13 protein-coding genes are annotated in these 13481 nt (G+C 65.2%); 6 read left to right on the forward strand and 7 right to left on the reverse strand.

The features are described from left to right. Positions 1 to 5 precede the first annotated feature (5 nt). Positions 6 to 1007, reverse strand: coding sequence for an adenosine kinase (locus BMX92_RS17870; protein WP_093018993.1), 1002 nt, complete (start codon positions 1005 to 1007; stop codon positions 6 to 8). A 112-nt stretch (positions 1008 to 1119) separates the two neighbouring features. Between BMX92_RS17870 and BMX92_RS17875 the strand changes: the two genes are divergently transcribed. Together BMX92_RS17875 and BMX92_RS17880 are read left to right on the forward strand one after the other, a co-directional pair. Beyond that, the gene (locus BMX92_RS17875; RefSeq protein ID WP_093018995.1) at positions 1120 to 1791 is read left to right on the forward strand and encodes an EI24 domain-containing protein; all 672 of its coding nucleotides are present in this window, start codon (positions 1120 to 1122) and stop codon (positions 1789 to 1791) included. Between the two features lie 77 nt (positions 1792 to 1868). Then, positions 1869 to 2300, forward strand: a complete 432-nt coding sequence (locus tag BMX92_RS17880) for a hypothetical protein (RefSeq protein WP_371262473.1) — start codon at positions 1869 to 1871, stop codon at positions 2298 to 2300. Positions 2301 to 2765: 465 nt separating this feature from the next. Here BMX92_RS17880 and queG read toward each other — a convergent pair whose 3' ends face one another. After that, positions 2766 to 3797 (reverse strand): tRNA epoxyqueuosine(34) reductase QueG, encoded by a 1032-nt coding sequence (gene queG, locus BMX92_RS17885; RefSeq protein ID WP_093019087.1) that lies wholly within the window; start codon positions 3795 to 3797, stop codon positions 2766 to 2768. A 43-nt stretch (positions 3798 to 3840) separates the two neighbouring features. Here queG and BMX92_RS17890 point away from each other — a divergent pair, with 43 nt between their 5' ends. Genes BMX92_RS17890 through msrB form a run of 3 tightly spaced genes read left to right on the forward strand, consistent with a single transcriptional unit; the run spans position 3841 to position 6500 of the window. Further along, positions 3841 to 4818, forward strand: coding sequence for an ABC transporter ATP-binding protein (locus BMX92_RS17890; RefSeq protein WP_093018997.1), 978 nt, complete (start codon positions 3841 to 3843; stop codon positions 4816 to 4818). Beyond that, on the forward strand, positions 4815 to 6005 hold the full coding sequence (locus BMX92_RS17895) for an ABC transporter permease (RefSeq protein ID WP_093018999.1): 1191 nt from the start codon (positions 4815 to 4817) through the stop codon (positions 6003 to 6005). Before BMX92_RS17890 ends, BMX92_RS17895 begins: the two co-directional genes overlap by 4 nt. Before the next feature lie 18 nt (positions 6006 to 6023). Next, positions 6024 to 6500 (forward strand): peptide-methionine (R)-S-oxide reductase MsrB, encoded by a 477-nt coding sequence (gene msrB / locus BMX92_RS17900; RefSeq protein WP_093019001.1) that lies wholly within the window; start codon positions 6024 to 6026, stop codon positions 6498 to 6500. Here the strand turns inward: msrB and BMX92_RS17905 are convergent. From BMX92_RS17905 to BMX92_RS17920, 4 genes are all read right to left on the reverse strand, one after another. Continuing rightward, positions 6487 to 8262: a hypothetical protein gene (locus tag BMX92_RS17905; protein ID WP_143066819.1), complete on the reverse strand. Its 1776-nt coding sequence runs from the start codon at positions 8260 to 8262 to the stop codon at positions 6487 to 6489. The genes msrB and BMX92_RS17905 overlap by 14 nt on opposite strands. Positions 8263 to 8287: 25 nt before the next feature. Next, positions 8288 to 8704, reverse strand: a complete 417-nt coding sequence (locus BMX92_RS17910) for a GtrA family protein (RefSeq protein ID WP_256213488.1) — start codon at positions 8702 to 8704, stop codon at positions 8288 to 8290. Positions 8705 to 8708: 4 nt separating this feature from the next. Beyond that, entirely contained in the window at positions 8709 to 10244 is a 1536-nt protein-coding gene (locus tag BMX92_RS17915) for an NAD(P)/FAD-dependent oxidoreductase (protein WP_093019003.1), read from the reverse strand. A 176-nt stretch (positions 10245 to 10420) separates the two neighbouring features. After that, entirely contained in the window at positions 10421 to 10753 is a 333-nt protein-coding gene (locus BMX92_RS17920) for a UrcA family protein (protein WP_093019005.1), read from the reverse strand. A 198-nt stretch (positions 10754 to 10951) separates the two neighbouring features. Here BMX92_RS17920 and BMX92_RS17925 point away from each other — a divergent pair, with 198 nt between their 5' ends. After that, on the forward strand, positions 10952 to 11734 hold the full coding sequence (locus BMX92_RS17925) for a hypothetical protein (RefSeq protein ID WP_093019006.1): 783 nt from the start codon (positions 10952 to 10954) through the stop codon (positions 11732 to 11734). A gap of 68 nt (positions 11735 to 11802) precedes the next feature. Here BMX92_RS17925 and purH read toward each other — a convergent pair whose 3' ends face one another. After that, on the reverse strand, positions 11803 to 13392 hold the full coding sequence (purH, locus tag BMX92_RS17930; protein ID WP_093019007.1) for a bifunctional phosphoribosylaminoimidazolecarboxamide formyltransferase/IMP cyclohydrolase: 1590 nt from the start codon (positions 13390 to 13392) through the stop codon (positions 11803 to 11805). Positions 13393 to 13481 lie beyond the last annotated feature (89 nt).

Below are 13481 nucleotides of genomic sequence, written 5' to 3' on the forward strand. Positions count from 1 at the left end.
ATAGATCAGGCGAACAGCGCGTCGCGGATCACGCCCAGATCATCCTCCGGGCGGGCGCCCCAGTGGGAGATGACTTCGGCGGCGGCGGCGGCGCCCAGGGCCAGCGCATCCTCGACGCTGCGGCCATCGATATGCGCGGCCAGGAAGCCGGCGGCGAACAGGTCGCCCGCGCCGGTCGTGTCGATGATCTGCGATACCGGGGCGGCGGGCGCTTCATGGCGCACGCCGTCGACGATGGCGACCGCGCCCTTTTCGCTGCGGGTCGACACCAGCACCGGCACCTCGTCGGCGAAGCGGGCGAGTGCGGCGTCGAAATTATCGACCTGCGCCAGCGACTGAATCTCGCCCTCGTTGGAGAAGAGGATGTCGATCTGGCCATTGTCGATCAGGTCGATGAAGTCGGCGCGATGCCGGTCGATCACGAAATTGTCGGACAGGGTGAAGGCCACCTTGCGGCCCGCGCCGCGCGCCGCGTCGATCGCCGCGCGCATCGCCGCACGGGGCTGCTCGGGATCCCACAGATAGCCTTCGAGATAGAGGATCTTCGCCGATCGGATCAGGTCGAAATCGACCGCCGCTTCGGGCAGGAACTGCGATGCGCCCAGGAAGGTGTTCATCGTGCGCTGCGCGTCGGGCGTCACCAGGATCAGGCAGCGGGCAGTCGGCACTTCGCCATGCATGACCGGCGTGTCGAAACGGATGCCCAGCGCCCGCACGTCATGCGCGAACACCGCGCCCAGCTGATCCTCGTTCACCTGACCGATGAAGCCGCACTTCTTGCCCAGCGCGGCCAGTCCGGCCAACGTGTTGGCGGCCGAGCCGCCGCTGATTTCCTTGGCCTGCGGCATGTCGGCATAGAGCGTTTCGGCCATGGCGGCGTCGATCAGCTGCATCCCGCCCTTGGTCAGCGCATGTTGCGCCAGAAAGGCGTCGTCGCTGCGGGCGAGAACGTCGACGATGGCATTGCCGATCGCAACGACATCAAGAGTGGGTGCGGAAGCGGTCACGCAATTTCCTTGTCTTGGGAGGAGAATAAAATTGCGTCGTCTCTACCGGCCCGCGCTGCGCCATGCAACGACGCTGATTGACCTTGCGACGGGGCGGGGCGATAGCAGGGCCATGGTCCTGACCGCCGCCCTGCGCGCTTTTCCTTCCATCTTCCACGGCGCTGCGCTGCGCCTGATGGGCAAGACGATCGTCCTGACATTGCTGCTGTTCGCGCTGCTGGCGGCTGCATTGTGGGCCGGTTTCCATGCGCTGCGGCTGTATTTCGGCTGGGGCGGCGGCGAAAGCTGGGGCGCTTATGGCGAAGCGACGGCGACCCTGCTGGTGATGGTCGCGGCGGGATGGCTGTTGTTCCGCGCCACGGCGATGGCGGTGATGGGCCTGTTCGCCGACGATATTATCGAGGCGATCGAACAGGAGGATTATCCCCATGTCACCGCCCGCCCGGTCGGCTGGGCGCGCAGCCTGCGGTTTGCCCTTGCCTCGGTCGGGCGGACGATCGGCTGGAACATCGTCGCGCTGCCCGCCTATGTGCTGCTGCTGGTGACGGGGATCGGCACGATCGGGCTGTTCCTGGCCCTGAACGCCTATCTGCTCGGCCGGGACATGGCGGACATGGTGGAGCCGCGTCATCCCGCGCTCCCGCCCCTGTCGCGCAGCGGCCGGTGGCTCATGGGCCTCGTTTCGGCGCTTCTGTTCCTCGTCCCGGTGGCCAACCTGCTTGCGCCGATCTTCAGCGCGGCTATGGCGGTGCACATGCTGCTCGGACGAAAGACGAAATCATGAAGACCCTCCGTTCGAGCTTTTTTGACAGGTGTACCCGCACCGGCCCGCACCCCCACCCGACCACCCATCAGGGTACCATGTCTGGGCGGTCGGGTGGGGGTGCGGGCCGGTGCCGCATCGAAAATGCGCTCTTTCGCGCATTTTCCAAACGGACCCTTATTACCTTGCTGGCCCTGCCGCTGGCGGCGTGCGGCGCAGGGACGATCGTTCCCCCGGCGACCCAGATTCAACCGCCGCCCGGCCCGCCCGCCAGCGCCTTCACGAAGCAGGGGCCGCTGCTGGGAACCGATGCCCGCCATCTGACGCAGTTGTTCGGCCAGCCCCGGCTCGACATTCGCGAGACGACGGTGCGCAAGCTGCAATTCGGCAACGGCCGCTGCGTGCTCGACGCCTATCTCTATGCGCCTGCGCGCGGCAAGGAACCGGTCGTCACCCATGTCGACGCCCGTTCCCCGACGGGCATGGACGTCGATCCCGCCGCCTGCGCCACGGCGCTTCAGGCGAAATAGTCCGGCCGACAGGGTCATAGTCCCGAAGTTCACAGTGTCGTCGGCCTGTTCCGACGAAAAGCCACAGTTTCGCTCCCATGACGCGCCTGCAACGCGCCCGCGACGCGCCTTTTGGGTCACCGGGGTCCGGAGACAGGGTCACACCCATGCGCCTGTCCCGCCTCAGCGACGCACCGGTTCGCTCATCGCGAGAGTGGAAAAGATGCCGGTTCATCCATCAGGATAGACCAGAGCAAATCCTATTTTGGAAGTAGAATAGGATGGGGCCGTTTCTTCCCCTCTCCCTTGAGGGTCGGCCAGAGTCACGTGCCTCTGACCGAGGATGCGAAGACTTGGCAGCTTGCTGCCTAGTCGTAGCTGGGTGAGGGGGCTACAAGTTCTCGCACCTAGGCAAGTCTAGCGCCCATCCCCCTCATCCAACTTCGCCTAGGCTCCTTCGTCGCCAAGGCTGCGTATCCTTCTCCCTCAGGGAGAAGGGGATAATTTCCCAATCGCCCACTCCGCCGCCTCCGCCACCACCGCATCCGCGTCCCCGACCAGTGCTTCCAGTCGCGCCAGCAGCCTCGGATCGCCGCTATTGCCTGCCGCGATGGCGGCGTTGCGGACCATGCGGTTGCGGCCGATGCGCTTGATCGGGGAGCCGGAGAAAATCTCGCGGAAGGTCGCATCGTCCAGATCGAGCAGGTCGCCGATCGCGGGCGCGGCCAGTTCCGCCCGGCCGACAAACGCCCGATTGGCCGCCGCCGCGTCGGCGAACTTGTTCCAGGGGCAGACCGCCAGACAATCGTCGCAGCCATAGACGCGGTTGCCGATCCCGGCGCGCAGTTCCTCCGGGATCGGCCCCTTATGCTCGATGGTGAGGTAGGAGATGCAGCGCCGCGCATCGACCTTATAGGGGGCAGGGAAGGCATCGGTCGGGCAGGCGGCCTGACAGGCGGTGCAGCTGCCGCAATGGTCGCGCTCCGGCCCGTCGGCCTCCAGCGCCAGTTCGCTGTAGATCGCCCCCAGAAACAGCCAGCTGCCATGGTCGCGGCTGACCAGATTGCTGTGCTTGCCCTGCCAGCCCAGCCCGGCGCCGGCGGCCAGCGGTTTTTCCATGACCGGCGCGGTATCCACGAAGACCTTGAGCGCGCCTTGCTGTTGTTCCACCAGCCAGCGGGCCAGCGCCTTCAGTGCTTTCTTGACGACGTCATGATAATCCTTGCCCTGCGCATAGACGGAAAAACGCGCCCGGTCCGGCACGTCGGCCAGCGCCAGCGGATCGCGCCCCGGCGCATAGCTCATGCCCAGCATGATCACGCTGCGCACGTCCGGCCACAGGCCCGTGGGCGATCCGCGCTGTTCGGATCGCTCCTCCATCCACAGCATGTCGCCATGATAGCCCGCGTCCAGCCATTCGCGCAGCCTTTCCCCGCTTTTCGGCGCGGCATCGGCGCGCGCGATGCGGCAGGCGGCAAAGCCCAGCCGCAGCGCTTCCGCCTTCAGGCGCTGTTCCAAGGTTTCGGTTTCCACAGACACGGGTCCAGACTATCAGGGCAGGATGATCGGCGACATATCGGCATCGTCCACCGCTGCACCCTCCGCCTATGCCGTCGAAGGCCATGGGCTTGTCAAGACGTTCGGCAGTTTCCGTGCGGTCGACGGCATCGACATACAGGTGCCGGCGGGGTCCATTTATGGCGTGCTCGGCCCCAATGGCGCGGGCAAGACCACTCTGCTCCGCACCCTGCTGGGCATTGTCGACCCGGATGAGGGGCATCGCACCCTGCTGGGCGAGGCGCAGCCTTTGCGCATGGCCCGCGCGGTCGGTTATCTGCCTGAGGAGCGGGGGCTCTATCCGTCGATGAAGAGTTTCGAGGCGATCGCCTTCATGGGCGCGCTGCGCGGTCTGCCGCTGCATGTCGGGCGCGAACGGGCGAAGGCGATGCTGGAGGGCCATGGCATGGGCGCGGCGATCGACAAGCCGATCCGTCAATTGTCCAAGGGCATGGCCCAGACGGTGCAACTGTTCGGCACCATCGTCCACGAACCCCGGCTGATCGTGCTGGACGAGCCTTTTTCCGGGCTCGACGCGATCAATCAGGAGAAGCTGGAGGCGCTGATCCGCCAGCAGGCGCGCAATGGCGTCACCATCCTTTTCTCGACCCATGTCATCGCCCATGCCGAGCGGCTGTGCGAGCGGATCGCCATCGTCGCGGGCGGGCGCATCCGGTTCGAAGGAACGCCGGGGGACGCGCGCGACCGGCTGCGGTCGCAGGTGCGGCTGCGCACTCGCGCCGACGATGGGCCATGGCGCGCCGCGCTGCCCGCCGATACGGTGCGGGAAGAGGATGGCTGGCATTTCGCCTTGCCCGACGAAGGGATAGAGCCATTGCTGCGGGCCCTGATCGACGGGCAGGCAGGGATTGAAAACCTGTCGATCGAACGGCCCGGCCTGCATGACGCCTTCGTCGCCATCGCCGGCGCCGCCGTGGCGAAGCAGATGGTGCAGCAGGATGCAGCGGAGGAGCCGGCATGAAGGAATTGTGGCGCGCCGCCTTCGTCATCGCCCGGCGGGATTTCACCGCCGTCGTGCTGTCGCGCACCTTCATCCTCTTTCTGCTGGGGCCGTTGCTGCCGATCCTGATCGGCTTTGCCTTTGGCGGCCTTGGCGACAAGATTTCCAGCACCGACCTGCGCCCCGTCGTCGGGCTGGCGCTGACGGGGCAGGATGATGCGGCGATCCAGCGGGCGCATGACCGGCTGAGCCAGCGCATGGGCGAGCAAAGCCTGCCGCGCCTGCGCCGCGTGCCCGCCACGCCCAGCCCGCGCGTGCAGCTCGCCCGGACCGACAGCGAAGTGGTGGCGATCCTGAGCGGATCGATCGCGCACCCCGTGCTGACCGGCAAGGCGGAGGATCTGGACAAGCTACAGGGCGATATCAGCCTGCTCTCCACCGCCGCGCAGGCGGAACGGACGCTGCGCTTCATCACCGTGGAGCGGCAGGAAGTGAGCCGGAGTCTGGGCGCCCAGGCGCAGGGCCGCCTGATCATCGGCCGCATCGCGCAGGTGGTGATGTTCTTCCTCACCATCTTGCTGGCGGGCATGATCCTGTCCAATCTGGTCGAGGAAAAGACGAACAAGATCATAGAGATACTGGCGGCCGCCGTACCGATCGACGCGATCTTCCTGGGCAAGCTGATGGCGATGCTGGCAATGAGCTTCGTCGGCATCGCCTTCTGGGGCGGCACCGCCTTCGCCATATTCGAGGCGATCGGGGGGCATGCGACGCGGCTGCCGACCCCGGCGGTGGGCTGGCCGATCTTCCTGATGCTGGCCGTCCTCTATTTCGGCATGGCCTATACTTTGCTCGGATCGCTGTTTCTGGGCATCGGCGCGCAGGCGGCGACGGTGCGCGAAGTGCAGACGCTCAACATGCCGATCACCATGGGGCAGATGCTGATCTTCTTCTTCGCCAGCTATGCCGTCGACCATATGGGTTCCCCGGCGGAAGTGGCGGCCTGCATCTTCCCCTTCAGTTCGCCCTTCGCCATGATCGCGCGGGCGGGGCAGGATGCGACGCTGTGGCCGCATCTGGTGGCTTTGCTCTGGCAGGCGGCCTTCGTCGCTTTGATCATCCGGGTCGGCGTGCTGCTGTTCCGTCGCCATGTGATGCAGTCGGGCGGGCGCTGGTGGAAAAATCTGTTCAGACCCGCGACAGGCTGACGCCTTTAGGAAGGGGACATGAACCGGCGGCATTTCCTGAGTGGCGTCGCGACCGGCGCCTGTGCTCTTGTCCTGTGGCAACTCCTCCCCGAACCGGCGGAGGCGGCCTATCCCTTCACCCTCAGCGATGCGCAATGGCGCAAGAAGCTGTCGCCCTGGGCCTATAAGGTGCTGCGGCAGCAGGCGACCGAATATCCCGACACCAGCCCGCTCAATCGGGAGCATCGCGCCGGGCTGTTTTCCTGCGCCGGCTGCGACCAGAAACTCTTCAGTTCGAAGACCAAGTTCGACAGCGGCACCGGCTGGCCCAGCTTCTGGGCGCCGCTGCCAAAAGCGGTGGGCACCAGCCGCGACCTTGGCCTGGGGGAGGTCCGCACCGAAGTCCATTGCGCGCGCTGCGGCGGGCATCTGGGCCATGTGTTCGACGATGGTCCGCGGCCGACCGGCAAACGCTATTGCATGAACGGCGTGGCGATGGCCTTCAGTCCCGCCTGATCTTGTAGAGGCGCAGCATGCCCTTGCCCGGCATCGGTTCCAGCCAGTCCGGCACCTTGCCCTGCGCCAGTTGCGCGGCAAGGCCATGGGGCGCCAGCTTCACATAATAACGATATTCGTTGAGGTCGCCGCAGGTCATCAGATAGTCCGCGCCCTTGCCGCCATTGACGCTGGCGATGACGGCGCGCGCCGCATCCGGCCGGGCGATGAAGCCGCGAATGACCGTGCTGATCCCGCTGGCATTGCGATGATGGCCGGTCGCGACGATGCGATGATCGGTGCGGATCAGGATGGTGGGACCGATATCGAGCGGCGCGAACAGCATCGATGGCGGCAGGGCCTGCACAGCGGGCATCGCCATGTCGGGCTTGCAGACCGTGTCCTTCTCCTGCGCCTGCGCCGCGTCGGCCGGGCTTTCGAGCAGGGTGGCGGTCCCCACCCAGGCCGCGCTCAGGCCGAACGGGGTCAGCACCACCAGCGCCGTCGTGCCCAGCACGCGGCAGATGGCATGGGCGGAGGATTGGGCCTTGGCGAACAGCGCCAGCACCAGCCAGGTCAGGCCCGGAATGCTCATCAGATGCGCGACCGACAGCGCCCGCATCACCATCACCGCGACCAGCGTGGCGCCCGCCAGCACCAGCGCCATGGCCAGCCAGCGGGTCAGCGCCTCGCTATCCTTGCGGTTAGCATAGGCCGCGATCAGCGTCGCCACCAGCCCGCCGACCGGCGGCACGATGATGCCGCCCATGCGGAAGATATCCTGTTCCCAGACGGGGCGTCCTTCCATGATCGACACATACCAGACCCGATAGGCCAGCGGCCCCAGCGTCTGGAACGGATCGCCCGACAGGCAGGGGCCACCCACGATCAGCAGCGTGACGGCCGCCGCGCCCGCGCCCAGCGCGCCGACGATCAGCCGACGCCGCCAGTCGGCATGGCCGACCAGCCGGCAGGCAAGGGGCAGGGCGATCGCCAGCGCGAGGATCGGGAAGAGATAGGGGACGGTCAGCGCATCGCACTGCACCGCATGGAGCGGGGCAAGGCCGCGCGTCGCGACCGCCAGCAGGAGGCCCGCCGCGCCGAGTGTGATCGCGGCCCAGAGCAGCCGGTCCGCCTCGCGCGCCGATCGCAGATAGAGGAGGCCTGCTATGCCCAGGAACAGCGCGACATAGGGCAGGCCTTCGCTGGAAATGGCCAGCCAGGTCGCCAGTGCGCAGCCCATGACGATGCCGCCCCGCCGCGCGCGGGGATCGAACAGGCCATAGAGCGCAAAGCCCGCCAGCATGATCTGCCAGCCATGATGATCGATGCGGAAGGGGCGGAACTGGACGAGAATGGACGGGGTCGTCAGCAGCATCAGCGTGCCGAGCAGCGCAGCATGGCGTCCGCCGATCCACTTGTTGGCGGCATAGGTGGCGAAGGTCAGCCCAGCCAGCAGCATCAGCGGCACGATGATGGTGGCGAACAGCTCGGCGCCGACTGGCCCCGCAAATGGCCGGGCGATCAGGATCATGGCGGCGATCGGCAGGTCGACGATCCGCGACCAGTGCATCGGCGCGCCGGCCGGGGGATTGACGCGATATTGGGTCACGTCGAACCAGGGCTGGCCGCCGATCCAGTTGCGCACTTCCTCCAGCCGCAGGGCGTCGTCCGGATCGAAGAAGCTGAGCGTCGTCAGATGTTCGGCGCAGCCGATCAGCACGATGCAGCAGAGGAGGAAGGCGATGCAGGCGATCCGGCCGGGATGAACCAGCCAGTTCATCGGCCAGCTCACTGGCGCGCGGTCTTCAGGCGGTGCCGAAAACGCCATATTTGCGGATCGCATAGACGGCTCCAAAACTGACCGGGATGGCGAAGAGCTTCGAGATCGCCTGCCCCAGTCCCAGACGGGACAGAAATTCGATAATGATGATCGTCACCAGCAGGCCGACGGCGGCGCTCGCGACGAAGGCGAGGCGTTGCGTGTGGCTGGGACGGTCGCAGGCGAAGACGAAGCGCGTGCTGATCACCCAGTGCAGCAACAGCCCCGCGCCATAGCCGCCGGTGGCCGCGATCGCATTGGGCAATCCCGCGCGGGACAGGCCCAGAAACAGGGCCATGTCCAGCGACAGGGCGCAGATGCTCGCCAGCAGATAGCGGGCGAGCATGAACTGCGCGCCGATCGTGCCGGCGCGTCGTGCGACCGTCCGAAACAGCGCGCTCACCGGCTCAGGCGGCCTTCAGCCGGGCCGGGACGGCGCGGACGCTGGACAGGGCGGCCTGCGTGTCGGCATGCGTCGCCGCATCCTGACCTTCGTCGCCCGCCTCATGATATTCGGCGTCCTCATTGACCTGCCATACGTCATGGACGCGCTTGCCGGCCACGATGTTGCGGACGGTCAGCATCGCCGTCATCATGGCATGGTCCTGATTATTATAGCGGTGCATGCCGTTGCGGCCGACCATGTGCAGCGTGGGATAGCGCGTTTCCAGTTCGGTGCGCATGGCCAGCACATTTGCGGCATAGGCGTCGTCATAGACCGGATAGGCCTTTTCCTGCCGCACCACCGCGCCGCCGACCACATCCTTGGGATCGCACAGGCCCAGCGCCGCCATTTCCTTCGTCGCCAACGCGATCAGGTCGGCATCGTCGGATGCCCACAGGCCGTCGCCTTCGAAGCAGAAATATTCCAGGCCCACACAGGCCAGCGTCGGGTCCGGCACCATTTCGGGCGACCAGCTGCGGAAATTCTGGATGCGGCCGACCTGCACCTTGGGATCATGGATATAGATCCAGTTGTCGGGGAAGATATCCTCGCCCTTCACCATCAGCGCCACGGTCAGGAAGTCGCGATATTTCAGGTCCATCGCTTCGGGCAGGGTCGCCGGCAGCGGATGGATGCGGCCCGCCAGCTCGCGCATCGGCGCGGAACTGATCACATGGGCGGCGTTGATAACGACGTCGCCATCCGGCCCTTCGGCCACCAGTCGCCAGCCTTCACCCGTCTGGTCTTCTTCCAGCCGCTTGAAGCTGTGCGCCATCAGCACATTATTGCCGCCTTCGACCACACGGTCACGCGCGGCTTCCCACATCATGCCGGGGCCAAGGCGCGGATAGCGGAAGGTTTCCAGCAGCGTCTTGGTCGCCATGCCGTCATTGGGCCTTTTGTTCAGGCCCAGCGAGCGCTTGAGGCCATCGGTCACAGCGCCCCAGAGCGACAGGCCCTTGATCCGCTGGGCCGCCCAGTCGGCCGACATTTCATCGCACGGCATGCCCCAGACCTTCTCCGTATAGGTCTTGAAGAAGATGGAGAAGAGCTTGTGGCCGAATGCGTTTACGGTCCAGTCCTGGAACGACTTGATATCACGGTTGGGGAACAGCTTCGCCTTGGCAAAACTCGCCATGCACAAAGTCGAGCGCCACACGCCCAGATTCCACAACGCCTCGAACGCGCGCAGCGGATAGCTGTAGAATTTGCCCTCATAATAGATGCGGCTCATGCGCGGACGCTGGATGAAGTCGTCGGGCAATATCTCGTTCCACAGGTCCACGACCTGCTGCGATTTGGAGAAGAATCGGTGCCCGCCAATGTCGAATCGAAAACCGTCCAGTTCGACGGTGCGGCTGATGCCGCCGACGTAGACCGGATCTTTTTCGATCACGGTCACGTTAAGTCCCTGCTTTGTCAGCAGATAGGCAGCGGTCAGGCCCGCCGGTCCAGCGCCGATGATGGCAACGTCTACGCTTTTGTCGGTACGCAGCATGGTAGGTCAATCCCCCGGCAGGTCGGTCAATGACGTCGGGAGTGAAGGAAATCATCTAAGGACTGGTTAATGGCCGGTAAGCATGATGATCACCGGAAAAGCGCGCCGAAACGCGAAAGGCCGCCCCATTTGCATGGAGCGGCCCCTTGCAGTCCCCTTCGTGCGGGGAATCGGGTTCAGCTCTGGCGCTGGGCCAGCATGTTGAGGTCGCTGCGCGCGCCGTCGATCGCGCTGCCGAAGCAGGTGCGATAATCTTCGGTCACCGGCAGGACGGAGCCATTCACATAGCCGCATACCTGCTTGGACGCGCGCACCAGACGCGAATCGGCGCGGCGCATGCCATGGTTGCTGGCCAGGTTCAGGTCGGCCAGCGATACGGCCAGGCTGCGGGTTTCGGTGCCGGCATGGCCGTCCACGACCACATCCATGTCATTGCTGCCGGCCATCGCCGCGCCGGGCAGCGCAAGGGCCAATGCGGCGGTCAGCGCCACCAGCGTCTTGTTGGTCATCCTGTGTCTCCTGTCGAACATGTCTTTTCTGTCTTCCGCCCCACGTCTGGCGTGGAAGTAGGGTCCCGCTCTAAATAAGCGCACAGGTCGTTGTTGAAAAGAGGCCACTTGATAAAAAGTGGCGGTTTTCCGCGACTTTTTGCGGGTGCGAAGGCTTTGGTGCTTGACCTTTTGCGGGCGGTGACGGGAGATAAGGCCATGCGCCTGAACCGTCTTTTGCCCGCTTTGCTCCTGCTGCCGCTGATCGGTGGATGTTCCTACAGCCGGATGCCGGACTGGCTGGTGCGAATGGTGGGCGGACCGGAACGATCGGGCAAATATGTCGATGGGCCGCTGACGGAGGCTTATGTCGTTGAAAGGGCGAAGCTAAAGCTGCCGCCGCTGACGCAGGACGGCGCCATCAGGTTACAGGTCGCGCCGTCCTTCGGCCTTTACGACTATGTGCTGGATTTCACGCCGCAACCGGCGGGTTGTCTGATGTGGTGGCGGGATGTTGAGTTCGAAGAAGCGGATTGGAAGCGGGCTTGCGGCATGATCGCGGTGCAAGTTTGGCGCAGTGCGACAGATAAGGAGGGCAAACTGATAGGGGTGGAGCGCCGCGCTTTTTACGTTCCGCAGGAGGATTATCGCGACGTCATCCAGTCTTTCAACGACAGGTTGCCAAGCTGGCGCGGCCGACGATTCGGGATGCTGGATGGCACAGGCCTGGAGTTTGAGCAGGTCCACAAGGGGAAGATCGGTTCCATGACGGCGAATGCAGGTGAAAGGGGATCGGATAATCCCTTGTCGCAGCTTGCCCGCGATGTGCATCGGCTGGCTCTTGCTTATGGCCCGGCTGATTTCTTTCCTCGGCTGTACGATTGGCACAGCATGTACGATCCCGAATACCCCTGCAACGGCGGCCTCGCCGGAACCGACCCGGACGGCATGGGCGCCGGGGATGACGCCTGCGCGGCCAAGCTCAGGGCAGGGCCGCGCTGACATTGGTTCTTTGTTTGCCGTGATTTCCGAGTCGTCCGCTGTGCCAGCGGACTTGAAATCACTCTGCCTTAGTGGCGGAAGTGGCGCATGCCGGTGAAGACCATCGCCAGACCCGCTTCGTCCGCCGCCGCGATGACGTCTTCGTCGCGGATCGATCCGCCCGGCTGGATCACCGCCGTCGCGCCGGCTTCCACCGCGGCCAGCAGGCCGTCGGCAAAGGGGAAGAAAGCGTCGGAGGCGACCGCAGAGCCGATCGTGCGCGACGTGGCCCAGCCGGCCTTTTCGGCGGCGTCCTTCGCCTTCCACGCGGCGATGCGCGCGGATTCCAGGCGGTTCATCTGGCCCGCGCCGACGCCCGCCGTGCTGCCATCCTTGGCATAGACGATGGCGTTGGACTTCACATGCTTGGCCACGGTCCAGGCGAACAGGCAGTCCTTCAGCTCCTGATCGGTCGGCGCGCGCTTGGTCACGACCTTCAGCGCGTCGCGATCGACCTTGCCATTGTCGCGGCTCTGGACCAGCAGGCCGCCCGCGATGCTCTTGATCTGGAGGCCGGGACGGGCCGGATCGGGCAGGTCGCCGGTCAGCAGCAGGCGCAGATTCTTCTTCTTGGCGAAGATCGCCTTGGCTTCGTCATCCGCATCCGGCGCGGCGACGACTTCGGTGAAGATGCCGCTGATCGCTTCGGCGGTCGGGCCGTCGAGCGGACGGTTGACCGCGATGATGCCGCCGAAGGCCGATACGCTGTCGCAGGCGAGCGCGGCTTCATAGGCTTCGATCAGCGTCTCGCCGGTGGCCACGCCACAGGGATTGGCATGCTTCACGATCACCACGGTCGGCGGGCCGTCGCGGAATTCGCTCACCAGCTCCAGCGCGGCGTCGGCGTCGTTATAATTATTGTAGGACAGTTCCTTGCCCTGAATCTGTTCGGCCTGGGCGATGCCCTTGGCCGAAGGACCGACGGGCAGGTAAAGCGCGGCCGACTGGTGCGGATTTTCGCCATAGCGCAGCGTCGCGCCCAGCTTGCTCGACACCGCCAGCGTTTCGGGGAACATCACGCCCTGATCGGCGAAGGCGAACCAGCTGGCGATCATCGAATCATAAGCGGCGGTGGCGGCATATGCTTTCGCGGCGAGCATCCGGCGGAAGTCGTAGCTGGTCGCGCCGCCCTTTTCCGTCATCTCCTCGATCAGGCGGGCATAGTCGGCCGGATCGGTGACGATCGCGACGCTCTCATGATTCTTCGCGGCCGAACGGACCATCGACGGGCCGCCAATATCGATATTCTCAATGATCTCGTCACGGTCGGCGCCCTTGGCCACCGTCGCGGCGAAGGGATAGAGGTTGACGACCACCAGATCGATCGCGCCGATTGCATGCTCGTTCATCGACGCCACATGCTCGGCATTGTTGCGCACGGCGAGCAGGCCGCCATGCACCTTGGGATGCAGCGTCTTGACGCGGCCGTCCATCATTTCGGGGAAGCCGGTGAGGTCGGAAATATCCTTTACCTCAAGGCCCGCTTCGCGGAGCGCCTTGGCCGTGCCGCCGGTCGACACCAGTTCGACGCCATGTTTGCCGAGCGCCTGACCCAGTTCGATGAGGCCGGCCTTGTCGGACACGGACAATAGGGCGCGCTTGATGGTGACGTCAGTCATGGGGACAGGGCTTTCTCTGGGCAAAGGGCAGGACGGCTTTGCGCGGTCCCTTAGTCCCGTAAGGCGGAAAAATACAGCCCTTGCGACCA

The organism is Sphingobium sp. YR768 (assembly GCF_900111125.1).
Classification (GTDB): Bacteria; Pseudomonadota; Alphaproteobacteria; order Sphingomonadales; family Sphingomonadaceae; genus Sphingobium.

Bases quoted from the DNA above. Each gene is read 5' to 3' on its own strand.
- BMX92_RS17915 (WP_093019003.1), bottom strand. From the start codon at position 10,244: ATGCTGCGTACCGACAAAAGCGTAGACGTTGCCATCATCGGCGCTGGA.
- BMX92_RS17905 (WP_143066819.1), bottom strand. From the start codon at position 8,262: ATGAACTGGCTGGTTCATCCCGGCCGGATCGCCTGCATCGCCTTCCTC.
- BMX92_RS17890 (WP_093018997.1), top strand. From the start codon at position 3,841: ATGATCGGCGACATATCGGCATCGTCCACCGCTGCACCCTCCGCCTAT.
- BMX92_RS17925 (WP_093019006.1), top strand. From the start codon at position 10,952: ATGCGCCTGAACCGTCTTTTGCCCGCTTTGCTCCTGCTGCCGCTGATC.
- BMX92_RS17875 (WP_093018995.1), top strand. From the start codon at position 1,120: ATGGTCCTGACCGCCGCCCTGCGCGCTTTTCCTTCCATCTTCCACGGC.
- msrB (WP_093019001.1), top strand. From the start codon at position 6,024: ATGAACCGGCGGCATTTCCTGAGTGGCGTCGCGACCGGCGCCTGTGCT.
- BMX92_RS17880 (WP_371262473.1), top strand. From the start codon at position 1,869: ATGTCTGGGCGGTCGGGTGGGGGTGCGGGCCGGTGCCGCATCGAAAAT.
- purH (WP_093019007.1), bottom strand. From the start codon at position 13,392: ATGACTGACGTCACCATCAAGCGCGCCCTATTGTCCGTGTCCGACAAG.
- BMX92_RS17895 (WP_093018999.1), top strand. From the start codon at position 4,815: ATGAAGGAATTGTGGCGCGCCGCCTTCGTCATCGCCCGGCGGGATTTC.
- BMX92_RS17920 (WP_093019005.1), bottom strand. From the start codon at position 10,753: ATGACCAACAAGACGCTGGTGGCGCTGACCGCCGCATTGGCCCTTGCG.